19 protein-coding genes are annotated in these 25210 nt (G+C 45.1%); 14 read left to right on the top strand and 5 right to left on the bottom strand.

Annotated features, from left to right (window positions below):
• Window positions 1–232: 232 nt before the first annotated feature.
• Window positions 233–1831 carry an isocitrate lyase gene (locus OH460_RS11835; protein ID WP_269997298.1) on the bottom strand — a complete coding sequence of 533 codons (1599 nt, stop codon included), beginning with the start codon at window positions 1829–1831 and terminating at the stop codon, window positions 233–235.
• Between the two features lie 129 nt (window positions 1832–1960).
• On the opposite strand from OH460_RS11835, the gene OH460_RS11830 reads away from it, so the two are divergent.
• Together OH460_RS11830 and OH460_RS11825 are read left to right on the top strand one after the other, a co-directional pair.
• On the top strand, window positions 1961–2914 hold the full coding sequence (locus OH460_RS11830; protein WP_063525311.1) for a LysR family transcriptional regulator: 954 nt from the start codon (window positions 1961–1963) through the stop codon (window positions 2912–2914).
• A gap of 118 nt (window positions 2915–3032) precedes the next feature.
• Window positions 3033–5219: a malate synthase G gene (locus OH460_RS11825; RefSeq protein ID WP_269997293.1), complete on the top strand. Its 2187-nt coding sequence runs from the start codon at window positions 3033–3035 to the stop codon at window positions 5217–5219.
• 240 nt (window positions 5220–5459) lie between these two features.
• Here OH460_RS11825 and OH460_RS11820 read toward each other — a convergent pair whose 3' ends face one another.
• Window positions 5460–6887: an NAD-dependent succinate-semialdehyde dehydrogenase gene (locus tag OH460_RS11820; protein WP_269997291.1), complete on the bottom strand. Its 1428-nt coding sequence runs from the start codon at window positions 6885–6887 to the stop codon at window positions 5460–5462.
• An 87-nt stretch (window positions 6888–6974) separates the two neighbouring features.
• Window positions 6975–7763, bottom strand: coding sequence for an IclR family transcriptional regulator (locus OH460_RS11815; protein ID WP_269997289.1), 789 nt, complete (start codon window positions 7761–7763; stop codon window positions 6975–6977).
• Between the two features lie 154 nt (window positions 7764–7917).
• Here OH460_RS11815 and pta point away from each other — a divergent pair, with 154 nt between their 5' ends.
• Both pta and OH460_RS11805 read left to right on the top strand, forming a co-directional pair.
• Complete coding sequence (pta, locus tag OH460_RS11810; protein WP_269997287.1) at window positions 7918–8991, top strand: phosphate acetyltransferase; 1074 nt, start codon at window positions 7918–7920, stop codon at window positions 8989–8991.
• A 68-nt stretch (window positions 8992–9059) separates the two neighbouring features.
• Entirely contained in the window at window positions 9060–9827 is a 768-nt protein-coding gene (locus tag OH460_RS11805; protein ID WP_269997285.1) for a sulfite exporter TauE/SafE family protein, read from the top strand.
• Between the two features lie 51 nt (window positions 9828–9878).
• Here OH460_RS11805 and OH460_RS11800 read toward each other — a convergent pair whose 3' ends face one another.
• Window positions 9879–11600 (bottom strand): cobaltochelatase CobT-related protein, encoded by a 1722-nt coding sequence (locus OH460_RS11800; protein ID WP_269997283.1) that lies wholly within the window; start codon window positions 11598–11600, stop codon window positions 9879–9881.
• Between the two features lie 3 nt (window positions 11601–11603).
• Window positions 11604–12584 carry an AAA family ATPase gene (locus OH460_RS11795; RefSeq protein WP_269997281.1) on the bottom strand — a complete coding sequence of 327 codons (981 nt, stop codon included), beginning with the start codon at window positions 12582–12584 and terminating at the stop codon, window positions 11604–11606.
• A 264-nt stretch (window positions 12585–12848) separates the two neighbouring features.
• Here OH460_RS11795 and xsc point away from each other — a divergent pair, with 264 nt between their 5' ends.
• The 10 genes from xsc to OH460_RS11745 all read left to right on the top strand — a co-directional run bounded on the left by xsc (window position 12849) and on the right by OH460_RS11745 (window position 25088).
• Entirely contained in the window at window positions 12849–14660 is a 1812-nt protein-coding gene (gene xsc, locus OH460_RS11790) for a sulfoacetaldehyde acetyltransferase (protein ID WP_061032189.1), read from the top strand.
• Window positions 14661–15037: 377 nt separating this feature from the next.
• Complete coding sequence (locus OH460_RS11785; protein ID WP_269997275.1) at window positions 15038–15844, top strand: FRG domain-containing protein; 807 nt, start codon at window positions 15038–15040, stop codon at window positions 15842–15844.
• A 285-nt stretch (window positions 15845–16129) separates the two neighbouring features.
• Entirely contained in the window at window positions 16130–16555 is a 426-nt protein-coding gene (locus tag OH460_RS11780; RefSeq protein WP_269997273.1) for a nuclear transport factor 2 family protein, read from the top strand.
• Between the two features lie 48 nt (window positions 16556–16603).
• Window positions 16604–18070 carry an NAD(P)/FAD-dependent oxidoreductase gene (locus tag OH460_RS11775; protein WP_269997271.1) on the top strand — a complete coding sequence of 489 codons (1467 nt, stop codon included), beginning with the start codon at window positions 16604–16606 and terminating at the stop codon, window positions 18068–18070.
• Window positions 18071–18187: 117 nt separating this feature from the next.
• Window positions 18188–19189, top strand: coding sequence for a TRAP transporter substrate-binding protein (locus OH460_RS11770; protein WP_269997269.1), 1002 nt, complete (start codon window positions 18188–18190; stop codon window positions 19187–19189).
• A gap of 163 nt (window positions 19190–19352) precedes the next feature.
• Window positions 19353–19895 (top strand): TRAP transporter small permease, encoded by a 543-nt coding sequence (locus OH460_RS11765; RefSeq protein WP_076651792.1) that lies wholly within the window; start codon window positions 19353–19355, stop codon window positions 19893–19895.
• A gap of 37 nt (window positions 19896–19932) precedes the next feature.
• Entirely contained in the window at window positions 19933–21273 is a 1341-nt protein-coding gene (locus OH460_RS11760) for a TRAP transporter large permease (protein WP_061032193.1), read from the top strand.
• A gap of 11 nt (window positions 21274–21284) precedes the next feature.
• Window positions 21285–22205 carry a cache domain-containing protein gene (locus OH460_RS11755; RefSeq protein ID WP_269997260.1) on the top strand — a complete coding sequence of 307 codons (921 nt, stop codon included), beginning with the start codon at window positions 21285–21287 and terminating at the stop codon, window positions 22203–22205.
• Window positions 22206–22452: 247 nt separating this feature from the next.
• Window positions 22453–23025, top strand: a complete 573-nt coding sequence (locus OH460_RS11750; RefSeq protein ID WP_004737666.1) for a malate synthase — start codon at window positions 22453–22455, stop codon at window positions 23023–23025.
• 455 nt (window positions 23026–23480) lie between these two features.
• Window positions 23481–25088, top strand: a complete 1608-nt coding sequence (locus tag OH460_RS11745) for a BCCT family transporter (protein WP_269997256.1) — start codon at window positions 23481–23483, stop codon at window positions 25086–25088.
• Window positions 25089–25210: the final 122 nt, after the last annotated feature.

Below are 25210 nucleotides of genomic sequence, written 5' to 3'. Positions count from 1 at the left end.
TTCAACAAACAGGAATCTCATAAAACATGAATACAATTAGCTTAAACAGATGTTGCTTAGCTGACCGTGGGTTAGGGCACAAATCTGAGACTTTGAGATAAAGCCGGCAATACAAGCTTTATCTCAAAGCCTTCCCCCGGATCTTACCTAAGTAAGAGAGAAGGGCGGGGGAGGCTTTAGCGTTAGCGATTAATCAAAAGTGTTAGTGACTAATCAAAAAAAGTGCTAGCGATTAATCAAATTGGTTCGATGTATTTAGTTCACCCGCTGCTTTTAGTGCGTTTTCACCAGCGAAGTACTCTTTGTGGTCATCACCCATATCTGAACCAGACATGTTTTGGTGTTTAACACATGCGATACCTTGGCGTATTTCTTTACGTTGAACGTTAGCAACGTAGCCCAACATGCCTTGTTCACCGAAGTACTCTTTTGCAAGGTTGTCAGTAGACAGCGCTGCAGTGTGGTAAGTAGGCAGAGTAATCAAGTGGTGGAAGATACCCGCTTCACGAGAAGCATCTGCTTGGAACGTACGGATCTTGTCGTCAGCACGCTTAGACAGCTCAGTTTCGTCGTATTCAGCACTCATTAGGCTAGCGCGGTCGTATGCAGAAACGTCTTCACCAGCTTCAACCATCGCATCGTATGCTTGTTGACGGAAGTTTAGCGTCCAGTTGAACGATGGAGAGTTGTTGTATACCAGTTTCGCATTTGGGTGTACTTCACGAACGCCATCCATCATCTCTTTGATTTGGCCGATGTGAGGCTTCTCTGTTTCAATCCAAAGTAGGTCGGCACCAGCGTTAATTGCTTCAATACAGTCAAATACACAGCGGTCTTCACCAGTACCTTGACGGAATTGGTACAAGCCAGATGGTAGACGCTTAGGACGTACCAGCTTGCCTTCACGGTTGAAGCAAACGTCGCCTTGTTTCATGTCAGCTACATCGATCTCTTCAACATCTAGGTAAGAGTTGTAGATGTCACCTTGGTCACCTGGCTCTTTCACTACTGCGATTTCTTTGGTTAGGCCTGCACCTTGTGAATCGGTACGAGCAACGATGATGCCGTTGTCGATGCCTAGCTCAAGGAAAGCGTAACGAAGTGCACGAAGTTTCGCGTGGAAATCAGCGTGAGGAACGGTTACTTTGCCATCTTGGTGACCACATTGCTTCTCATCGGCAACTTGGTTTTCGATTTGTAGACAACATGCACCTGCTTCAATCATCTGCTTAGCCATTAGGTATGTCGCTTCTGCGTTACCAAAGCCTGCATCGATATCGGCGATGATTGGCACTACGTGTGTTACGTGGTTGTCGATTTTGTCTTGAATGCGGTCTTGTAGGTCGACATCGCCAGCTTCACGAGCTGCATCTAGTTCACGGAATAAACCACCTAATTCACGAGCATCTGCTTGACGTAGGAAGGTGTATAGCTCTTCAACTAGGCCTGCAACCGACGTTTTCTCATGCATTGATTGGTCAGGAAGTGGGCCGAATTCTGAACGAAGTGCTGCAACCATCCAACCAGAAAGGTATAGGTAGCGGCGATCTGTTTTACCATCAAAGTGCTTCTTAATAGAAATCAGCTTTTGTTGGCCGATAAAACCGTGCCAGCAACCTAGAGACTGAGTGTATTGAGAGCTGTCTTTATCGTAAGCCTCCATATCCGCACGCATAATATCTGCCGTGTATTGCGCGATATCTAGACCTGTTTTGAATTTGTTTTGAGCTCGCATACGAGCAGCAGATTCAGCATCGATTGCATCCCATGGAGCACCTGCAGCGCTTTTTGCAACTTCTATCATTTCGATATCTTGTGTAATTTGCGACATAACTATTCCTTAGTTTCACGTGGGTATGGTTGCCAACTTGGCTTGGATTAAAACTTTGCTATGGACAAAGAATAACCATGCATGTGATAATTTTGTTAATTTATAGTTATTATATTCGGTATTTTTTATATGAATATTGCTCGTATAGACCTTAATTTACTTGTGTATTTAGACATGTTGCTACGTGAAAGAAACGTTACGCGAGCAGCGAATCAGCTGGGGATTACTCAGCCTGCAATGAGTAATGGACTGCGCCGATTACGCGATCTACTTGAGGATCCGTTGCTGGTCAGAACAAGTGAAGGAATGGTACCAACCGAGCGCGCGCAAAAGTTGCAACCTTTGATTCGCAACATCTTGGCTAATGTAGAAAAGACCTTGCAACCGACGACGGAATTTAACGCAGAAGATAGTGAACGCGTATTTCGTATTATGGCGAGTGACTATGCTGAATCCACCATTATTCAGCCGCTATTAAGAAAGTTGAGTGAGATAGCGCCGAAAATACGCCTCGATATTATGACGCCAAGTGACGTGAGTTATCAGGATGTAGAGCAGGGTACCGTTGATATCATCATTAACCGCTTCGACGATATTCCTCAGTCCTTTCACCAGATGAGCCTTTGGCACGACGGCTTCTCTTGCTTATTTAGCTGCGACAACCCGATAGCTGACAATTTCGATATTCTTTCTTATTTAAAAGCGCAACACATTTGGGTGAGCAAAACAGGTATGGGTACAGGCGTTGGGATTAACCCAAGTGAAGCGCAGAAATTAGGTTGGATCGATGAAGCGCTAATGCGTATTGGTAAAACCCGAAACATTACCGTGTTTACTCGACATTACCTGTCAGCGATTTTATTCGCGCAACAGAAAAACTTGATCCTTACCATCCCAACCAAAGCAGCACAGCTGCAACGCAATAACCCTAAGTTATTGATCAAACCCGCTCCTTTTGCCATCGAACCTTTTGAAGTGAAGATGGCGTGGAGCCCGTTGTTACAAACCAATCCAGACCACCAGTGGATGCGTCGCTTGATAAAAAGTGTCGCCAATGAAATCGAAAGTGGTGTGACAGAATAACCCTATTTTTAGGGTATTTCTTTTGTGAATGTCCATTATAAGTGGCATAAATTAGCTAAATTTTCGTCAGTTACGTAAATTTAAGTGAGTAGTCAGTGATTATCTTGAGAGAGATTTTATGAGCAGTCGTATTCAACAGGGAAGCTTGAACATAGATAGCACCCTCTACCAACTAGTTAATGAACAGATCATCCCTGGCACGGGTATTCTTGCAGAAGACTTCTGGCAGTCATTTGCAGCCATCCTCAAAGATCTGGCACCAAAGAATCGTGCATTGCTTATCAAGCGTGAAGATCTTCAACATCAAATCGATGTGTGGCACCAAGAGCGTGCGGGTCAAACACTGGATGCTGCAGAATATAAACAGTTCCTACAGCAGATCGGCTACCTAGTACCTGAAGGCGATGACTTCCAAGTAACGACTGCCAATGTTGAGCCTGAAATCGCAACACAAGCTGGGCCGCAGCTTGTAGTGCCTATCATGAACGCGCGTTTTGCACTTAACGCAGCAAACGCGCGCTGGGGCAGTCTATATGATGCGCTCTACGGCACAGACGTGATCAGCGAGAGTGATGGCGCCGAGAAAGGCGGCAGCTTTAACCCGGTACGTGGTGCCAAAGTGGTGAGTTATGCTCGTGGTTTCCTTGATGATGCCGCACCGCTCAATGGCGTTTCTCATAAAGACGTGACTAAATACAGCATCAGTAACGTGAGTATCGGCAACACGCTTACCGCAACTCTAGATAACGGCGAAGAAGTCACGCTAATCGACCGCAATCAATTTATTGGTTATCAGGGTGACGCTAGTGCGCCTTCTTGTATCCTGCTTAAACACAATAACCTTCATATTGAAATTCAAATCGATCCTAGTGCACCAATCGGCAGCGTTGATGCAGCCGGTATTAAAGATGTGTTGGTGGAATCTGCACTGACTACCATTATGGATTGTGAAGACTCAGTAGCCGCTGTTGATGGTGAAGATAAAGCACTGGCTTACCGTAACTGGTTAGGTTTGATGAAAGGTGATCTACAAGAGTCATTAGAAAAAAATGGCAAGACTATTGTTCGTAGCTTGAATCCAGATCGTCAATACACCAGCGTAACGGGTGGTGAGATCTCGCTTAAAGGCCGAAGCATGTTGTTTGTTCGCAATGTTGGTCATTTAATGACGAACCCAGCGATCATTGATGATGAAGGGAATGAAGTACCTGAAGGCATCATGGATGGCATGATCACTTCACTGATCGCAATGCACGATTTGAAAGGCAACAGTGCTTATCAAAACTCGACAGCTAACAGCATCAATATCGTAAAACCTAAGATGCATGGCCCTGAAGAAGTAGCATTTACCAATGAACTTTTTGGTCGCATTGAAGACGCATTAGGTCTTGAGCGCTTTACTATCAAAGTTGGCATTATGGATGAAGAGCGCCGTACCTCTGTGAACTTGAAAGAGTGTATCCGCGCCGCTAAAGATCGTGTTGTGTTTATCAATACAGGTTTCTTGGATCGAACGGGTGACGAGATTCATACGAGTATGGAAGCGGGTCCATTTGCACCTAAAACACAATTGAAAACCATGACATGGATTGGCGCTTACGAAGATCAAAACGTTGATCTGGGCTTAGCTTGTGGCCTGCAAGGTAAAGCCCAAATTGGTAAGGGTATGTGGCCAGAACCAGATAACATGGCGAAGATGATGGATGCCAAAATTGGTCACCCACAAGCGGGTGCTAATACCGCTTGGGTTCCTTCGCCAACCGCGGCTACTTTGCATGCCTTACACTACCACAAGGTCAGTGTTCCAAGTCGCCAAAAAGAGCTGCGCGAGCGTGTGAGAGCGAACGTTGACGATATCCTTACTATTCCTCTATTGGGTAATCAAAAGCTGACTGCACAAGATATTCAAAATGAATTGGATAACAATACGCAAGGCATTCTAGGTTACGTAGTGCGTTGGATTGACCAAGGTGTAGGTTGTTCGAAAGTTCCTGATATTAATAACGTAGGACTCATGGAAGACCGTGCCACGCTGCGTATTTCAAGCCAGCACATTGCAAACTGGTTACGCCATGGCATTTGCGATGAAGCCCAAGTTATGAAAACAATGAAGCGCATGGCAGCTGTGGTTGATGAGCAAAACGCTGGGGATCCAAGCTACCAGAATATGGCGCCTAATTTTGAAAACAACATTGCGTTTTCTGCAGCGTGTCAGTTGGTGTTTGAAGGCTGTGCTCAGCCAAGCGGTTATACCGAGCCAGTGTTACACGCGATGCGTCTAAAGTTGAAAGCGCAGAGTGCTTGAGTCGGAAAGTGTTGAATCGCAGATAAGCGAAAGCACCAAAAGCCAAGTCCGCTGAAATAGCGGAGTGAACGAATAATAAAAACAGAGAATGTAAAATACTAAAAAAAGAAACCCCCCTTAACCGAGCCCAAGGTGCCGCGCAATAATAGCGCGGCTTTTTTTTAGCTTTCGTTTTTAGAGGGTTAGAGGAGCGAAGAGAAAAGTCTAGTTTCCACCGAAGCCTTAATTTCCACCAAAACCTTAATTTCCACCAAAACATAGATACTTAATATCCATGTACTCATCGATGCCTTCTTTTGCCCCTTCACGACCAATACCCGACTGTTTAACCCCACCAAACGGTGCTACTTCAGTAGAGATCAAGCCGTCATTGATGCCAACCATACCGTATTCAAGCGCTTCTGCTACCTTCCAAACACGGTGAATATTCTGGCTGTAGAAGTAAGACGCTAAACCATAAATCGTATCGTTCGCCATCTCGATGAGTTCTTCATCACTATCGAACTTCATAACTGGAGCGACAGGGCCAAAGATCTCTTGCTGAACGATGTCCATGTCATGTTTCACGTCTTTAAGAATGACGGGTTGAATAAATTGGCCACCGAGTAATTGAGTTGGTGTCACTGGCTGTGCACCTTGTTCAATCGCTCGGTCAATTAAGCCTTGGATGTTTTGCTTTGCTCTTTCACTGATGACTGGGCCAATGTTGACGCCTTCATCTAAGCCATTGCCGACCTTAAGCTGTTGTACTGCTTGGTCGAACTTAGCCACAAACTCGTCGTGTACCTTGCTGTGGATATAGAAACGGTTAGCACAAACACAGGTTTGCCCTGCATTGCGGAATTTCGAAGCCATTGCGCCTTGCACGGCAGCGTCGATGTCTGCGTCATCAAACACAATAAATGGTGCGTTGCCGCCAAGTTCCATTGAGGTACGTTTGATGCCTTTGGCGGCTTGCGCCATTAAGATGCTGCCAACACGGGTAGAGCCGGTAAATGAGATCTTTTTGATTAATGGGTGAGAGGTAAACAGTTCGCCGATTTGTTCCGGACTATTCCCTAAAACCACTTGAATAAGGTCTTCAGGGATTCCAGCTTGGTAAGCCAGTTTAACGACCGCAAACGCAGAAAGTGGCGTTTCGTCAGAAGGCTTCACAATGAAGCTACAGCCAGCGGCTAATGCAGGCGCAGCTTTGCGGGTGATCATCGCCACTGGAAAGTTCCACGGCGTAATGGCACAGGCTACCCCAATCGGTTGTTTGATGGTGACTAGGCGTTTATCTGCCGCCGTACTAGGGATCGAGTCGCCGTAGGTGCGTTTAGCTTCTTCGGCGAACCACTCAATAAAGCTTGCGCCGTAAACCACTTCGCCAGTGGCTTCAGCCAATGGTTTACCTTGTTCCATAGTCATTAAGCGAGCAAGATCATCTTTGTTTTCAAGGATCAACTTATACCAATTATTCAAAAGCGCAGCGCGAGTTTTAGCTGGCACTTGTGCCCACTCTTTCTGTGCTATATGTGCACGCTTGATGGCGTTATCTAATTCCACTTCGGTAGAGATTGGCGCATAGCCAATAACCTCACCGGTTGCTGGATTGGTGACCGCAACCGCGCTGTCTGCTTCTGTCACCATAAAAGAGAGTAATTGCTTGTTGTTGATTTTGAGCATTGTGGTTCCTTATTGATGATTACTTAACACGTGTTGACCTTGTGAGTGAACTTACCGCTGACCAGGAGCCAGATAGCCTATAACGCTTTATTGTTGGCCCCAGTTGTCTGCTTCGATTTTCGCTAGTGCTCTCGCTGCTTTTTGCAGTGCAGGCAAAAACTTAATCGCTTCATCTGGCTTCACTCGAATCACAGGTGCTTGAATTGCTAAACCAAGGTTGGATTGACCGGTTGGTGATGGGATGAGTACCGCAATACACACCAAACCTGGAAGAAACTCTTCATCGTCAATGGCATAGCCTTGGATCTTCGCTTCTTCGATATCTTGTTCTAGAACGGAGTAGTCGGTAATGGTTTTCACTGTGTACTGCGTCAGAGGCACATTCTCGATCAGTCGTCTGCGCTGTGATTTCGACATGTGAGCCAAAAACAGTTTGCCGGTAGCCGAGCAATGCACAGGAACGCGAGAACCGGGTTGGAGGTGGAAACGAAGTGGGGCTTCCGTTTCTGCACGGTCAAGGTAGATGATCTCGCCGCTTGATAGCGCTGTCAGGTTGCAGCTTTCGCCAACTTCTGCACGCAGGTTTTCAAGAATCGTGCGTCTTGCACTGTGCATAGTGCTATTGAAGAGTAGGTTTTCGGCCAGTTTTCTGAGTCGAATACCTGAGCTGTAGTGCTTATCGTCACCATCTCTTTGAATGATGCCTGCTGATTCCAGTTGTTGCAGCATGCGGTGTAACGTCGGTTTCGGTAGCCCGGTTTCTTCGACTAATCCTTGAAGAGAAATGAATTCGTCTTTCTGTGCGATTACCTCTAATAGAGCAAAAAGTCGAAGAGTTGGCGTATCTCCTTGAACTTGTGGTGTTTCTGTTTGCATACAGTGATTCATCCTTGCGATATGTCTATGTGTAAGAGTGTACATAGCAAATCAATTCCCTTCAATTATCTGAATAATATTTGACCTTTTTTATTATTTCAATAATATAAAGTTAAATTATGGAACAATTAATCTCAATAAATGGAATTTTATCATGAAGGCAATTGAACGGATTATTGATAAGGCTCACTTAGATCGTAAGCGAGTGGTGTTGAGCGAAGCGGAAGATCCTCGAGTGCTCGCCGCAGCACGATTAGCGATAGACAAACAGCTCGCCCATATCACGCTAGTGGGGGATGAGAAGGCAATCATTGAAGCCGCGCAGTTGCATCATATTAATCTAGTCGGTATTCACATTGTTTCACCTCAAACGTCGGCTCTGAAAGTCGTATTAGCTGAGCGCCTATATGAGTTAAGAAAAGCCAAAGGCATGACGTATGAAGATGCTTTGGAGAAGGTTAAAGACCCACTTATTTTTGCCAACTTGATGGTGAGGGAAGGGTTAGTAGACGGCACGGTAAATGGTGCGGTGTATACCACTTCTGATGTGGTGCGAGCTGCACTGCAGATCATCGGTCCTGCTCCCGATAGCGAGTTGGTATCGAGTTTCTTCCTTATGATGTTGTGTGAGCCTTTCCATAATCTAAAAGGTGGTCTGATTTTCAGTGACTGTGGCTTGGTGATTAACCCCAATGAAACGGAGCTGGCATCAATCGCGGTCGCCGCTTCTCAAAGTGCTCAGGCATTGCTAATGGAAGAGCCTAAGTTGGCGATGCTTTCATTCTCTACCAACGGTAGCGCGAAACATGAGTCAGTCGATAAGGTGCGTAGTGCTGCGCAGATCGTGAAACAGCGTTGCCCTGGTATTGCGGTTGACCAAGATGTTCAGCTTGATGCAGCGATTGTTACCGAAATTGCGGCTAAAAAGTTGCCTGATTCCGAAGTGAAAGGCCAATCGAATGTGTTGATCTTCCCCAACCTCGAAGCGGGCAATATAGGTTACAAGTTGGCAGAAAGGTTAGGTGGTGCGGTCGCCATTGGTCCTTTACTCCAAGGGTTGAATCAACCGGCTAATGACTTATCAAGAGGGTGCTGTGCAGAGGATATCTTTAACGTGATTGCCGTTACCGCGGTACAAGCGCAACAAGGGAAAGTGTCTGACGCTAAGGTTGACACTGAAGCTAATGTTGAAGAAAGACAAGAGTCGACATTTGAATTTAGGTATTAACATTAGTTGCTTAAACTAACGCTGATATGCACTCATATTACCCCCAAATAACCTAATTAGGATTATTAATGGAGTTACCGGTTTTACTCGCTATTTTGGCCACCATTGCGCTAGGCACCTATTTTCAAACCGTCACGGGCTTTGGATTAGGCATCATTGTGATTGGTTTGACGGTCAGCCTTAATCTGGTTTCCCTAAATGTTATTGCCGCGGTGGTGAGCATTGTCACCTTGTTCAATTGCTTGGTTGCTTTAATGGGCAAGCCGTTGCTTGGTGAGCTCAAAATTCTTGTAGTGTTAGTGATCGGTATTATCCCCGGCGTGTCACTTGGGGTGTTCTTGCTAGGCGAATTGAGCGAATCTGCAACGCATATCCTACGAGCTTTGTTGGGCGCTATGGTGCTATTCGCAGGCTTGAGTTTTATGTTCAAACCTAAAACTAGAACAGAGCGCTCAGCAACCCTATCATTCTTTGTGTCAGGGTTTAGTTCTGGTCTCGCGGGCGGGCTATTTGGGATGGCGGGTCCACCGATTGTTTACCATCTCTATCGGCAGCCTTTTACGCTCGATCTAGTACGAAGCACACTGCTGATGGTGTTCGCTTGCACGTCGATGTCGCGTACCGTGAGTGTTTACGCTGCAGGTGATATGGAAGCAAGTATATTGTGGCTATCTGCGATTGCTATCCCTTTGGTGGCGCTTGTCACCATGTTCGCGCGCCGCTTTCCGCCTCCCTTGTCGAATGACCAACTCAGAAAGTTAGTATTTATGGTGTTGATGTTGATTGGTGGGTATTTGATGGCTGTGTCGGCATGGTCATTGTTGGGCTCTTCGTAATACACGCTCTATCAATGAGGCTAGCGAGTTGCTAGCCAAAGCTTCATAGGTTCAAACACGCTTTAGCATCTCAAAGATCCCTCTACATAGTCCAAACAAGCAGCTCTCTTGCGCATCCAACGTGATGTTGCTGCGATAGTAGGGGCTTAAATCTACCCCCATACCGACGCCGTGGATTTCAATATTATTCTTGGTCGTCTCGCGATCAATCACCTGTTTGAGGTGGTTGTCTAAATAGAATTGATCATTGGCTGTGTTGGTGGCGGTATCCATTGGGCATCCGTCCGAAAACACAAACAAGATCTTTCGTTGTGCACTGTGCTGCAGCAATCGCTGGCTAGCAAACTGAACCGCTTCTCCATCAATTCCTTCTTTGAAGATGTCCGCTTTTCGAAGGCTAGCAATGCCAAGGCGAGAGCGTCTCCAATGCGTATCAAAATCCTTAAACACGATATGTCGAACCTCGTTTAAACGCCCGGGATGTTTCGGTTGGTTTTGTTTCAGCCATTGACGATAGACCTTGCCACCGTTCCAGTTGTTGGTGGTGAAGCCGATAATTTCAAAGGGGATATTGGCGAGTCCAACGGATTTGAGAATCGTATCCATTAGTAGGCTGAGTTTATGACTGTGTTTTTGCATCGACCCTGAACAATCCATCAAAAACGTGATGGCACATTGATGAGACGGGCCAATTTCAGGTTGATAAAAAACCGTACGGTCTAAAGGAGAAGTGATGAGCTTAGTGATGGCGGTGGCGTTGACAATGCCTTCTTCTAGGTGTTCTTGGCGTCGAATTCGTTGTGGTGTGGCAACTAAACCAGAGAGCATGGCGGCTAAGCGTCGGGTATTCACTTGTCTCGCCATCAGGTCATCAGTGAGTTTTTGCCTCAATTCGAATAATAGGGCGCGTCTAACAAGCTTATCTGCGGCGATCACTTGGTCAAATTCTGAATTGAATACTTGATAATTGGCGCCTGACAATTCGAAGACCTTACTACTGCCAGTGATGTCTGCATCAATCTCTTCATCTTCTATGTCACCATCAACGATTAAAGCAAGTTGCGCGAGGATTTTGATGTCCTCTTCAACCGTTGGTGTCGGCGAATTATTACTCTCTTGTTCTTGGTTGATGAGCTCTTGTGCTAAAGAGGCCAGTTCGTTGGCGCAATTAGCAAACTGTTGTTGGTCGCATCTATGTTCCTTCAAGCGCTTTAGGCTGCTTCCGAAAATAGGCACTATGCCTGCCCGAGTTGATTCAATGGTTTCAGCGATGGGCTCTGAGACTGGGACACCTGTTAATCGAGTGTGGATGACCTGCATTAATGTGAATAACAAAATACCAATGCGAGATTCGGTAAAGCCATTTTGATGATATTGATCGCTCCAATACGCAAAGTTGAACTGAATGCTTTTAGTGACGCCTTTTAGGTAAGCTGGGACTTGTGACTCGATTCGTACCTGTTCGCAAAAATCGAACAGTAAACGCTCGACTTCGTTTTTTGGGCGCAGTAAATAGTGAAGTTCAGCATCAGAAAGCAGCAGTCTCAATGCCGATGAGTCAATTTTACCGTTCATCGATAGTTTACTGTTGATGAGCTCATGGCGTGATACAAAGGTGAGATCGTTGGTGTGTGCCGATAAGTGATAACAAGGACGACTACCGTTGTAGAGGCGCTCTCCTCGGTAATTCAGGCTCAACTCACCGCTGATCGCTCTGGCAACCGACACGCCAATATCGAGGATCTTTTTCTGTTGGGAGGAAATATTAGCCATCGATTAAGACTCCGACTGAGAATAGCTCTGAGTATGATCCTCTAGTGCCTCACCAAAGCAGCGGAAGTAATATTCGCGAACTAGCTCCTTTTCTTCATCTTCACAACGGTTGAGGAACGACAGCCTAAATGCTGTGGCTACATTGTTGAATATTCGAATATTCTCAGCCCATGTAATTACCGTTCTTGGCGACATAACTGTCGATAAGTCGCCTGCTCTAAATCCATTTCGCGTTAAACCAGCGGTGGCGATCATTTTCTCTACTAACTGTTGACCGCTTTCATTGTTTAGCTCAGGGCGCTTTGACAACACGATCTTAGTTTCATGTTGTGGGTCTAAATAGTTAAGTGTCGCGATGATGTTCCATCGGTCAAGTTGGCTATGGTTAAGCACTTGAGTACCGGAGTACAAACCGGAAAAGTTACCTAAACCGAGTGTATTGCACGTAGCAAACAGGCGGAAAAAAGGGTGGGGAGTGATCACTCGGTTTTGCTCGAGAGAAGTGTATTTGCCGTCTTGCTCTAACAGTTGCTGAATCACAAACATCACATCAGGTCGGCCCGCGTCGTATTCGTCCAATACCAATGCGATAGGCTGCTGGATGCTTTGTGGAAGAATGCCTTCCTTAAATTCCGTTACCTGCATTCCATCTTTAATGACGATGCTATCTTTGCCAATGAAATCCAATCGGCTTAGGTGCCCATCTAGGTTGATCCTCAAACATGGCCAATTTAATCGTGCTGCCACTTGCTCTATATGAGAAGACTTGCCGGTTCCGTGTGTGCCTTGTATCAACGTGCGACGGTTAGATGTGAAGCCCGCTAATATTGCGAGCGTGACTTCAGGATCAAAACAGTAGTTGGGATCGATCTTGGGTACGTACTCTCCCACTTTCTCAAAGGCCAATACCGTTAAGTCGCTCTCGATGCCGAAATGCTCTCTTACACTTACCTGTTGCGTTGGTCGCAATTCCTCATTGTTCATTCTTTATTCCCCATTATCGCTTCCATGACTGCTGTGATTTTTGAACTGCTATCGATTATTAACCTCTCTCTTGGAGTTAACGGCACTTTTTGTACGAAAAACTACCAATAATGTGATCTAGTTTTATTAATTAGAATGAATTGTTCCATTTTAACGTAAAAAGTTGACGCGCAAAAAATCTACTACTAAGGTGAATTTGAATTCGAAAAAGAGACAATTCATTCCGAAAAATGAAATTTCGGTTAACTCAAGGAGAATGGAAGAATGAGTGAGCAAGAAAAACGTACGGTTGTTTCCGGCACAGTAACAATGACACCATCAGAAGCGTTCGTTGAAACTATGGTCGCCAATGATGTCACCGATATGTTCGGCATCATGGGTTCGGCATTTATGGATGCAATGGATATCTTTGCTCCTGCTGGCATTCGATTGGTCCCAGTGGTACACGAGCAAGGTGCTGCTCACATGGCAGATGGTTACTCTCGAGTTTCTGGTCGCCACGGTGTGGTTATCGGCCAGAATGGTCCGGGTATCAGTAACTGTGTAACAGCAATTGCAGCAGCGTATTGGGCACACAGCCCTGTTGTAATTGTGACGCCAGAGACAGGCACTAAAACAATGGGCTTAGGTGGTTTCCAAGAATGTAACCAACTTCCAATGTTCCAAGAGTTTACTAAGTATCAAGGGCATGTAACCCACCCTGATCGTATGGCGGAGTACACGGGTCGATGCTTTGACCGTGCAATGAGCGAGATGGGGCCTACTCAACTTAACATTCCACGTGACTACTTCTACGGTGAAACTCAAACCGAGATCCCTCAACCGGCACGCTTAGACCGTGGCCCTGGTGGTGAAAAATCTCTGAATGAAGCCGCAGACCTGATTGCTGAAGCGAAATTCCCAGTCATCATTTCTGGTGGCGGTGTGGTAATGGCTGACGCGGTTCAAGAGTGTGCAGCACTGGCTGAAAGACTAGGCGCGCCAGTAGTAAACAGCTACCTACACAATGATTCGTTCCCAGCAAGTCACCCATTATGGTGTGGTCCACTAGGTTACCAAGGTTCAAAAGCTGCAATGAAATTGATGGCTCAAGCGGATGTGGTTATTGCTCTTGGTACACGTCTTGGTCCATTCGGCACATTGCCTCAGCACGGTATGGATTACTGGCCGAAGAACGCGAAAATCATTCAGATTGATGCAGACAACAAGATGCTTGGCTTGGTTAAGAAGATCTCTGTGGGTATTTGTGGTGATGCGAAAGCGGCAGCAGTGGCACTAACCGAGAGATTGGAAGGTCGTGCACTCTTATGTGATGACAACAAAGGCGCTCGCCAAGACACAGTCGCAACAGAAAAAGCGCTGTGGGAAAAAGAGCTTGATGAGTGGACGCACGAACGTGACTCGTTCAGCTTGGACATGATTGAAGAAAACTCGCATGAGACTCCTTTCTCTGGTGGTGAATACCTTCACCCACGCCAAGTACTTCGTGAACTCGAAAAGGCGATGCCAGAAGATGTAATGGTCTCAACGGATATCGGTAACATCAACTCGGTTGCAAACAGCTATTTACGTTTTGAAAAACCGCGTAGTTTCTTTGCGGCAATGAGTTTCGGTAACTGTGGCTACGCGTTCCCGACCATTATTGGTGCGAAAGCGGCTGCACCTCATCGCCCTGCTATCTCTTATGCCGGCGACGGTGCCTGGGGCATGAGCCTGATGGAGACCATGACGTGTGTTCGTCATAACATTCCTGTGACTGCGGTGGTATTCCACAACCGTCAATGGGGCGCAGAGAAGAAGAACCAAGTCGACTTTTACAACCGACGCTTTGTGGCAGGTGAACTGGATAACCAAAGCTTTGCAGAGATCGCTCGAGCAATGGGCGCTGAAGGTATCACGGTTGATAAGCTAGAAGATGTTGGCCCAACTTTACAAAAAGCCATCGACATGCAAATGAATGAAGGCAAAACAACCATCATTGAGATCATGTGTACTCAAGAACTGGGTGACCCGTTCCGTCGAGACGCATTGTCTAAACCGGTTCGTTTCCTAGATAAATACAAAGATTACGTATAACCAATAGGAAGTTTGTCCGGCACCGTATTATCTAAAGTGTTAAGGAGAATGCCATCGAGGTCGGGGCCGGGCAAACAAATTAAGTGGTGGTTTTTGATATAAAATTGAACGTGAAAGAAAACTCTTTTTGCATTAAGTGATATTTTTCACGTTCATTGCTCTTAATATTAGAGCACTAACCAAATAGCGATTACTCCACACTATATTTTATCTAAATTGAGGTTTTATCAATGATTATTATTAACCGAATATTAAGATAGTAATTATTGATGAATCACTGGATTTATTCGACTTTAGTATGAGTATTCGAAGAGTCATTAACCTTTATTTTTTAGCTAAGAATGATTATTTATATGGGTGAGTGGTAGAAAGTAAATATGAACAATAAACGTTATATAAGCTCACTCAAAGAACTTTATCAAATAATCAATTCTTTTATTAGCGAGTGCAATGAGCCTTGTGGGTTGATTTATAACGTTTGTGATTACGAAAACAATAACTTGATGCCGAGCTTGGGTCGTTCTAATCGTAAGAACTTACGCCGAGTCGAACAAGATTTGCTTTCAACGGTTCGTATCTATGGTGGGCATTCATTGCACTCTCACGACATAAATGATTGGTTGCTGATGTGTTTAGCAAAGAAGCAGGGATTTCCCACTCGTTTACTTGAATGGAGCGATAACCTGGTTAATGCGCTGTGGGCTTTGTGTCATAGCCAGAGTAAAGACTGCATTAATATTACTAAAGCAATTGATTTTGAAAGAGTTAGTGATTTCTTTACACCATGTGGTGTTGAGAAAACTCAGATATTTCATGTTGTTGATTGTGATCAGCAAGAACAACGTAAGGACAAATGGTATTCCATTCATCCGTTTAAGGAAGGTTGCAATGATGCCATTCAACCTTTGTACGACGAGAAAGGATATTCAAACGGTCTAGTATCCGTTCATGTTCTTACGTCAGCCAAAGTAAATCTGATAAAGGAGTTAATATCCATGAATGTGTTAAATGAACCTACAGAGTATAACGAAGAGACACTGGTTGATTTGAAAAGTGAATCACACGTCGATGGAAATAAGGTTATGGGTAAAGATGGAAGCAATATAGAATTACAAGTTAATACTCATAATAGAACTTTGGAACAATATGGCCGAAAGTACCATCAAGATTTTGACTTCGACTAACGACTAATATCTTTATTGAAAATTAAGGCTTCTCTCAAGTCTGATTTTAATTATTTAAATAGAGTGAAGTCTTGTTTAAATAAACTTAGAACACTAATTAAATTTGTAAAAATACGAAATCTGTGAGCTTAGAGATTGTATATAACACTACTCGAAGTTAGAGTTGTGCGACTTGTTATCAAGTTGTTAAATTAATCAGGTTTCTAGTTTAAAAACTCTAATAAAAAAGTGGCGCAAAGCTACTGAAATTTAAACCAATAACGTAAACATAAAGGATTCTGGAATATGAATATGCAAACCAATGCAACGACGTTCGTGCTGGAAAACCAAGTCGACACCGCCTTTTTACAGTCATTCAGTGATGCTTGGAATAACCATGATATCGAAGCGTTAATGTCGTTCATGACTGAAGATTGTGTGTTCCATACTGTGGCTGGTGAAGGCTTAGTTGGAAACACTATCGAAGGGTACGAAGCGGTTCGAAATAGCTTTGAATTGGTTTGGCAGAATTTTCCAGACGCCGCTTGGAGTGACCCTGTCCACTTTGTGTGCGGTGATCGCGCTGTGAGTGAATCAACGTTTTCTGCTACGAACCCAGATGGCAGCATTATCGAAGCTCGCATGGTCGACGTGTTTACCCTGAAAGGTGGAAAAATCAGCGTAAAAAATGCTTTCCGTAAAACAAGACCTCTTTTGACTCCCACAAGCTAGACACGAAATCGCAACCCGTTCACGTGTTATGACTAGGAGAGTCGAATTATGAGTTTAGTAATGGAACAACCGGCTGCCGATGTGCAGTCAAAGGTGAAAAGCACCCAAGCACAAGAAAGTACACAAGCAAAAGATAGATACGATCCAAAGTACGATCCATTGAAGGATAAAACGCCAGGTCATGGTAAAGAATACGCCCCAACGTATTGGGTAGATACTGCAGGTTCCCCACCTGAAGACGATGGCCCAATCACATCGGACATGGATGTCGATGTGGCGATTATCGGTTCAGGCTTTACCGGCCTAAGCACTGCGATACACCTTGCTGAGATGTATGGCATTAAAGCGACGGTGATTGAAGCGAACCGTTCAAGCTGGGGATGCAGCACTCGAAATGGTGGTCAGGCGCAGTGTGCCTCAGGGCGTTTGAAGCGTTCACAATGGATTGAACGCTGGGGCCTCGAAACGGCGCTAAAGATGCACCGCGAATGTGTAGATGGCATGGAAACCTTCAAGTCACTGATCAAAGACATCGATTGTGACCCACAACCTGGCGGTCATTTATATGTTGCTCACCGTCCAAAAGTGATGGCAACACTCGAGAAAGAAGCCAAGTTGTTGCGCGACACGTTTGACTACGATGCGCAGATCTTAGATGCAGAAACCGTAAAGCGTGATTACGTTGGAGACCAAGAAGCGGCAGGCGCAATGCATGAGCCAGAAGGGATTGGCATTCATGCTGGGAAGCTGGCGTTTGGTTACTTAAGAAAGGCGCGAGCACTCGGCGTTAAAGTTCACCCATCGAGTCCCGTTATGGGCTGGGAGACTCGTGGCGGTGTGCATTACCTGAAGACGCCAGGTGGTGTTGTGAAGGCGCGTTCTGTCGGTGTTTGTACGGGTGGGTATACCAGCCAAGGCTTGCATTCAGAACTTAAGAATCGCCTGTTGCCAGTACTGTCCAATTCAATGGTCACACGTCCGCTAACTCAAGACGAAATCGCCGCGTGTAACTTCAAAACTAATCAGGTGATTACTGATACTCGAATTTTGCGCCACTATTACCGTTTGTTACCGGATAACCGAGTACAGATAGGTACACGCAGTGCTATCAGTGGCAAGAACGCACCTGAAAAGAAATATGAAGACATGTTGAGAGCGGACCTTACTCGGAAATTCCCGTCTCTCGATCAGATCAAAATCGATTATTCATGGTGGGGTTGGGTGGACGTCAGCCACGACATGATGCCGAGGGTTTATCAACCGAATCCAAAACAATCCATCTTCTACGCCCTTGGCTATGGCGGTAATGGCGTGATGTATTCCGCTCAAGCGGGTAAGCGTCTTGCTCAGTGGATTGCAGGCGAAGGTCATACGCTCGACCTACCAATATTTGAATCAAAACTTCCGTTCCCCAACGTGAGGGAAGTGGTGGAATCAGAGATGTTTGCGCCGTTTCGAAGAATGGGGCAGCGGTTCCTTTATCAGTGGTATTCGTTAAAGGATGAAAGGCTGTAACTACCCGAACATTGTTTCCAAAATAGGGAAATAGAACTACGACCAGGAAAGTTGTACCAGGTCACCTTGTGAGCAAAGTACAGGCAGGAAGTCTGTATGAAAGGAAAGGTTAAGACTATGAAATTTATTAAAAATAAAATTATTGCTGGTGTCACCATTGTAGCAACAGCGGTGCTATCTCATACCGCGGCAGCTGCGAATTTTAAAATGGCCATCGGCGATGCTGCTGGTGGTACGCAGTGGGAATTAGCGACATCGTTCTCTGAACTCATGGAGCAAAAAACAGACGGTAAAGTGAAAATCGATCTGTTCCCGAACGGTCAGTTAGGTAATGAGCAAGACACCGTAAATGATGCGGCAATCGGTCTTCTCGACTTCTCTGTACTGGCGATCAACAACGTGACGCCTTTCTCTCCAACCGTTGGTCTATTGACCATGCCTTACGTGATTCAAAGCGCAGAAGAAGCTGTGCTACTGACTCAAGGTCAAGTAGGCCAAGACTTAGTCGATAACACGATTCGTGACGCTGGTGTTCGTATTGTCGGTTGGGCTTATTCAGGCTTTAGGGTTCTGACTAACTCGAAAAAGCCTGTCGCTTCCCCAGAAGATCTTAAAGGGCTCGTGATTCGTGTTCCTCGTAACGAAATCATGATCGCTTCTTATCAAGCATGGGGCGTAAACCCAACGCCAATGGCTTGGTCTGAAACCTTTACTGGCCTGCAACAGGGCGTGGTAGATGGTCAAGATAACCCTTACATCACAGTGCATGCGATGAAGTTCAACGAAGTACAAAAGTACGTGACCAACATTCGCTACATTTTCTCTCTAGAACCTCTCATCGTGAGTGAAACGGTCTTCCAACAGCAAACACCTGAAATGCAGAAGATCATTCTTGAAGCAGGTCAGGAAGCGACAGAGCACAGCTTCGCTTATTTAGAAAATACGGAAAACCAAATTCGCGAAGAGCTACAAGCGAAAGGCATGGTATTCACAGACCCAGCCGACAACGAGCAAGAGTGGATCAACAAGGTGACTAAATCAGTTTGGCCTAAGTTCTACTCAAGCATCGGAGGCAAAGACAAGCTAGACGACGTTCTTGAGTTACTAGGTAGAAAGTAACGATTAGATTCGCCCTATCTGCTGTTCTCCGCGACTTAATCACCTAGCGATAGAACAGTGAGATAGGGCATTTACATGGCTGTACTCGTTGAGCTGTTCTGTACCTGATCTTTTAGGACCGTGAGCGACTGGTTGTCATGTGAAAATCAACATTGGAGGTTATATGTCAGTCGCTAAAACAATAAAAAAACACCTGAACAACATTGAGGAATATACCTGTTGTTTGTTGCTTGCAAGCTTTGTCCTGTTGCTGTTTACACAAATCCTGACGCGTCAGCTATTCGACTACTCTATCCCGTGGGGGGATGAGGTCGCTACTTACATGTTCGTTTGGTTTGCTTATCTAGGGGCTGTTGTGGCGGCCAAGATGTCGGCACACAACCGAGTGAGTTTTCACTTCAAATTCTTTCCGCCAATCGTGCAAACCGTGAGTGAAACCATCGCTGACTTCTTATGGCTCTGTTTCAACGGTTACTTCGTTTACCTCAGCTACGACTTCGTGTTCAACAAAATGAATCTGTTTTGGAAGTCTCAGACTACAGGTATCCCGATGAAGTACTTCTACATGATTTTACCTATCGCGTTTTCACTGATGATGATTCGAATTATCTGGAACAACTATGAGCGTTTATTCAAAGGCGCAACCAACGAAGATCCAGAAGTCAAAGAGCTGCGCAAAATGACGGCACAAAAGTCCGCGCAATAGTCATCACAGAGAATAGTCGTAATAGAGAGATGTAATAATGGAATCCTATTTAACTCTAATTTTATTTGGTGGCTTCTTAACCCTGTTAATTCTAGGTGCACCAATCACAGTATCACTGGCCGGCGCTTCGATGGCGGCCTATATGTTGCTCGACAAAAATCCTATCGCACTGGTACAAATCGCATTTACTTCGGTAGGTAACTTCCCGCTCATGGCTCTGCCTGCTTTTGTGCTTGCGGGGGCATTAATGGAGGCGGCTGGGATCTCCAAACGTTTGGTTGATATTGCCGAAAGCTTAGCTGGGCCCGTAACAGGTGGACTTGGTGCGGCAACGGTAATGGCCTGTCTTTTCTTCGGTGCTATCTCTGGCTCTGGCCCAGCGACAACCGCCGCGGTAGGTATGCTAATGGTGCCTGCGATGGTTAAGCGTGACTACGATAAGAGCTACGCATCGGCCGTTACGGCTGCATCCGGAGGCTTGGGGATTATTATTCCACCATCCATTCCTTTGGTTATCTTTGGTATTTCTGCGATGGGCTTAATGGCGCCACCAGAAGCTATTGCTCAACATGGTCAATTCGCTTCTTTATCGATTCCAAAACTGTTTGTTGCAGGCGTTGTGCCTGGTTTCATCATGGCATCGACATTGGTACTGACCAACTATTTTATAGCCAAGCGTGAAGGCTATAAAGGGCTCACTGAAAATTGGTCATTTGGTGATGTAAGGCATTACTTGCGTCGAGGTTTATGGTCGATACTGGCGCCATTCTTGATTCTAGGTGGTATCTACAGCGGTATGTTCACACCAACAGAATCAGCGGTTGTGGCAATTTTTTATTCGCTGTTTGTGGGTGTATTTATTCACCGCGAGTTGTCATTCAAAAGCGTGATGAAATCTCTATCAACCACGACGTGGATCACCGGACGTGTGTTGCTGATCCTGTTTGCTGCTACCGTGTTTGGTCGTTTACTGATTGAACAAAAAATTCCAGTGGTGGTGGCTGAATCTTTGCTCAGTTTTACTGACAACATGTACATGGTGTGGGCGCTTACGATTACTTTGCTGTTGTTCATCGGCATGTTCATGGAAACCTTAGCAGCGATTATGATCATCGTGCCGGTTCTATTACCAATCATGTACATGTTAGGTGCGGATCCTACCCACGTGGGTATTGTGGTCGTATGTACCTTATCGATAGGCTTTGCTACGCCGCCACTTGGCGAAAACATCTTTGTTGCCTCGGGAATAGGGGGTTCCACGGTTGAGCAAATTACCGCGAAGATCCATCCTTTTGTTCTTGCTTCTGTTGTGGGCGTTTTCGTTATCGCTTTCTTCCCACAAATTACGCTTTGGCTTCCGTCCTTAGTGGGCTATTAGGAGAGATAACCATGAATTTATCCAGAATCATCCTCATTGGCTGTGCTGTGTTCGCTGTCGTGAGTGGCATTAGTTTACGTGCCGAACATTCTGAAACAGAGAAACAAGCTAAGCCTGTTAATGTGCTTGATATTTCTGAGCCCCACGTGGTAAGCGAGGCAGAGAGAAGAGCCAAGACTCTGCTGGCGAAAGCTGTAATCCACGTTCAAACCGATGGGGATGAAAGCGTCAAAGATTTCATGAGTGACCCTGAGTACATAGACGGTGAGTTATACGTGTTTGCACTCGGAATTGATGGTCAATTTCTTGCCAGTGGCGGTTCTTCCATGGTGCTGGTGGGCGACAGTGTATTGGACACACAAGATGTTTACGGCAATCCATTTTTCCGAGAAATGATCACAAAAGCGGTCCATAACGGTTTTGGCGAGGTGGAATATCACTGGACGAACCCGACTGATCGTATGGGTGAACCGAAAACTACGTTCTTTGAGCGAGTAGGCGATGTGATTGTCGCTGTCGGTTATTATCCTGAACGTTCGAGTGCGGCCGAGGCAAAGAATTTATTGGCGAGAGCGATGACTGCGATAGTGGAGTCTGAACAAGATAGCTTGGCTGAGTTCAATGACGCTGAAGGCAGCTTTGTGGAAGGAGATTTGTATGTGTTTGTGATGGACATGAGTTCTGGAAAGCTACTAGCTCATGGCGTGTCACCGGAATTGGTTGGGCGATCACACAACGAAATCTTGAGCCCAGATGATAAGCCGATCCTCACTGATATGTTGAATCTTGCGCGAGAAAATGGCCGTGGTGTTTATACCTATCGCTGGTTAAATCCATTGTCGAGTAAGGTCGAAACCAAACATACCTACTATCGAGTTATCGATAACAAGCTAGTTGGGGTTGGATATTACACAAAATCAAACAAGACGTAAAAGTGAGAGTGTGGTGAGTGTAAGTCTATTTAAATTAATGGCTTAACACTCATTTTTCCCCTGAAAATAGGAGTGTGTAAAAAAGCAATTTAGTAAAATTCACAGTGTGTAATTTTTGTTGTGAAATTGTTTCAAAAATAACAGTAGTATGAAAAACATGGAAACCAAGCAGTAAAGAACAAATCTGAAAAGGGTCAATTAGGATGTTTGACCTACGTGAAATTTAAAGCCGTACGAGGGATAGACTATGAATATGCTGACACTAGACAAAACAGAACTTCACAGAAACCATTCAACTTTTATTGCTGAAGCTGTCTTTGCCGTCGAAATGGTGAAAGCAGACAAGCAACTCGAAAAGCAGAAGATGGCGAAACAGTTGCTAGATACTCTATTTCCTCTTGAGTCGGGCTCTCATGAAGATGTTGTGAGCTATGAGATTGACTACCGACATGTTCAGGTTTACTTCAAAAATGGTGAACACACAGGCCTAAAACGTGCGAAGCATTTTGTTGCTTACACAGGTGATAAATCCAAACCATCATCAATCCTGTTTCGCGATGAAAGCGGTACGCACGTTGAAGTGACAATTGGCGCTCGGAAAGGCACAGGTAATCTTGAGCTTGTTGACATCGAAGACATTCAACTAGAGACATGCACCACGTTTGGTCAAACAGACGCAAGTATTTCTTCTGGAATCAGACACTGGGTTAGCCTAGTGAAGGGCGATGAAAGCGGCAGACCAAATGCATCAAGTGAAGATAAAGAGTTCACCGCGAAAAATGGTGATGACTACAATCTTGGATTCTGTTTCGCACTCTAATATCGAGCGCTGCAGCATGCAGCGCTAACATCCGTTTCTCTTTTACCTTTGGTAATTTGCCCGCCCCTATAGCGGGTTTTTTTATTAGAGCTATAAGTAAATTGGGCGATTATCAAAATTATATGCAGAAAGTTTGGATGTGACTTTACAGTGTGTAGTTTTGATTTAAGTTGTTGTATTAAAATAATTTTGTTCTTTTATTTTATTCTGTTTTTATTAGGTTAACTATCATTATCAACGGTGGTTTGGGTGACTATTGAGCAAAATCTCAGTCAAAATGCTTTGAGCTGTGCTATAATGCGCGCCTTGGGATTGAGCAAGTAAGTCCATTTGTCACTAAATATTGTGATTTTTATTGCCTTTTATTTAGGCAGTGCGGCGAGCCAATCAAGTAGTAGTTGGATATGGAGAGCGTCCTTATATTCGTTGAATCGGATATGCGAACATCATAATTTATGAGTTTTAAATCAAAAAAGTACAGTATTGATTCTACTGACTATCAAGTTGGTCAAGACAACGTCAGTAAATGGGGCATGGATGTCCATAACACAGTTTTCGTAGCCTCAGTCGGCTTATCTCTTCTCTTCATCATCACCCTTCTTGCACTGCCTCCTGCAGATGCCAAAGCGGCAATTGATTCCATCAAGGGTGCAGTTCTATCAAAGTTTGACTTCCTATTTATGTGGGGAGCTAACATCATGTTAATTTTTGCTGTTATTTTGGCATGCTCACCTTTAGGTAAAGTTCGTTTAGGTGGCGAAGACGCAACAGCAGACTATTCAATGGCCTCTTGGATAGCGATGTTATTCGCAGCCGGTATGGGTATTGGACTTATTTTCTGGGGTGTTGCTGAGCCAACCGCGTTCTTTACCAACTGGTTTGGTACTCCGTTGAACGCAGAACCTTTTACAGAAGCAGGTCGTGAGTTAGCGCTGGGTGCAACGGTATTCCACTGGGGTTTCCATGCTTGGGCTATCTACGGCATGACAGCACTTTGCCTAGCGTATTTTGTTTATAACAAAGGTCTACCGCTATCTATGCGCTCAGTGTTTTACCCAATCTTGGGTGAGCGAGTGTGGGGCAAAACAGGTGATGTGATCGACGTGCTAACAGTACTGGTTACTCTGTTTGGTTTGGCGACTTCGTTAGGTTTGGGTGGTACACAAGCAGCAAGTGGTATTAGCCACGTGTTTGGCTTGGAAAACAATATCCTACTTCAGCAATCTATTATTGTTTTGATCATGGGCCTAGCGATCATCTCTGTCCTTCGTGGTATGGACGGTGGTGTTAAGTTCCTAAGTAACCTAAATATGGTTATTGCATTTGTGTTCCTTGGCCTTATCGCTGTGCTTAACTTCACTACTGTGCTTGATTCTGTCGCGACTGCAGCAACAGGGTATGTGAAAAATATCGTAGCATTGAGCCAGAGTTCAGGTCGTGAAGACACCACATGGCTGCATGGTTGGACTGTGTTCTACTGGGCATGGTGGGTAGCGTATGCGCCATTCTTCGGTATGTTTGTAGCGCGTATTTCTAAAGGTCGTACGGTTCGTGAGTTCTTGTTCTGCGTACTGATTATTCCTACGCTAGTAACTTCGGCTTGGATGTCTGTGTTTGGTGGTGTGGCGATTGAACAGGTCATTAATCATGTCGGTCAACTTGGTCTTGATCAAGGCATCACCGATGTATCGCTAAGCTTGTTCCATATGTTAGATGCGTACTCGTTTGGTAGCATCCTATCGGTTATCGCAGTGGCACTGATCATTGTGTTCTTCGTTACGACACTAGACTCAGGTTCGATTGTTATTGATGGTATGACGGCTGGTGGTAAGCTTGAAGTACCAGTGAAACAGAAAGTAGTGTGGGCGGTTATCTCAGGTGCGATTGCAATGGTGATGTTGTGGATTGGTGGTGCTCAATCTATCCAAGCACTACAATCTATCACGATCATCGCAGCGTTGCCGTTCACTGTCATTCTTCTGATTGGCTGTGTGAGCCTGCTGAAAGGTCTATTTACAGAAGTAGATAAAGGTCAAGCAAACGTAAGCGAAACAGCGAAATAGAGCGGTTTTCTAGTGAGGTAAATTACTCGCTAATGACGCCCTAAGTATTACTGAAACTCTCTTGTACCCTGTGCGAGGGAGTTTTTTTATGTGCACTATCAAGAAATAAAAAAGCCACAAAT

It is taken from the genome of Vibrio sp. Makdt, from assembly GCF_027587015.1.
GTDB classification, from domain to species: Bacteria; Pseudomonadota; Gammaproteobacteria; order Enterobacterales; family Vibrionaceae; genus Vibrio; species Vibrio chagasii_B.
Note: the sequence above shows the minus strand (reverse complement) of the source record. Positions and strands in the feature narration are given on the sequence as shown.

Coding starts and splice junctions, on each gene's coding strand:
- OH460_RS11770 (WP_269997269.1), top strand. CDS start 18,188: ATGAAATTTATTAAAAATAAAATTATTGCTGGTGTCACCATTGTAGCA.
- OH460_RS11785 (WP_269997275.1), top strand. CDS start 15,038: ATGAACAATAAACGTTATATAAGCTCACTCAAAGAACTTTATCAAATA.
- OH460_RS11825 (WP_269997293.1), top strand. CDS start 3,033: ATGAGCAGTCGTATTCAACAGGGAAGCTTGAACATAGATAGCACCCTC.
- OH460_RS11780 (WP_269997273.1), top strand. CDS start 16,130: ATGAATATGCAAACCAATGCAACGACGTTCGTGCTGGAAAACCAAGTC.
- OH460_RS11805 (WP_269997285.1), top strand. CDS start 9,060: ATGGAGTTACCGGTTTTACTCGCTATTTTGGCCACCATTGCGCTAGGC.
- OH460_RS11775 (WP_269997271.1), top strand. CDS start 16,604: ATGAGTTTAGTAATGGAACAACCGGCTGCCGATGTGCAGTCAAAGGTG.
- xsc (WP_061032189.1), top strand. CDS start 12,849: ATGAGTGAGCAAGAAAAACGTACGGTTGTTTCCGGCACAGTAACAATG.
- pta (WP_269997287.1), top strand. CDS start 7,918: ATGAAGGCAATTGAACGGATTATTGATAAGGCTCACTTAGATCGTAAG.
- OH460_RS11815 (WP_269997289.1), bottom strand. CDS start 7,763: ATGCAAACAGAAACACCACAAGTTCAAGGAGATACGCCAACTCTTCGA.
- OH460_RS11820 (WP_269997291.1), bottom strand. CDS start 6,887: ATGCTCAAAATCAACAACAAGCAATTACTCTCTTTTATGGTGACAGAA.
- OH460_RS11830 (WP_063525311.1), top strand. CDS start 1,961: ATGAATATTGCTCGTATAGACCTTAATTTACTTGTGTATTTAGACATG.
- OH460_RS11795 (WP_269997281.1), bottom strand. CDS start 12,584: ATGAACAATGAGGAATTGCGACCAACGCAACAGGTAAGTGTAAGAGAG.
- OH460_RS11755 (WP_269997260.1), top strand. CDS start 21,285: ATGAATTTATCCAGAATCATCCTCATTGGCTGTGCTGTGTTCGCTGTC.
- OH460_RS11765 (WP_076651792.1), top strand. CDS start 19,353: ATGTCAGTCGCTAAAACAATAAAAAAACACCTGAACAACATTGAGGAA.
- OH460_RS11760 (WP_061032193.1), top strand. CDS start 19,933: ATGGAATCCTATTTAACTCTAATTTTATTTGGTGGCTTCTTAACCCTG.
- OH460_RS11800 (WP_269997283.1), bottom strand. CDS start 11,600: ATGGCTAATATTTCCTCCCAACAGAAAAAGATCCTCGATATTGGCGTG.
- OH460_RS11750 (WP_004737666.1), top strand. CDS start 22,453: ATGAATATGCTGACACTAGACAAAACAGAACTTCACAGAAACCATTCA.
- OH460_RS11745 (WP_269997256.1), top strand. CDS start 23,481: ATGAGTTTTAAATCAAAAAAGTACAGTATTGATTCTACTGACTATCAA.
- OH460_RS11835 (WP_269997298.1), bottom strand. CDS start 1,831: ATGTCGCAAATTACACAAGATATCGAAATGATAGAAGTTGCAAAAAGC.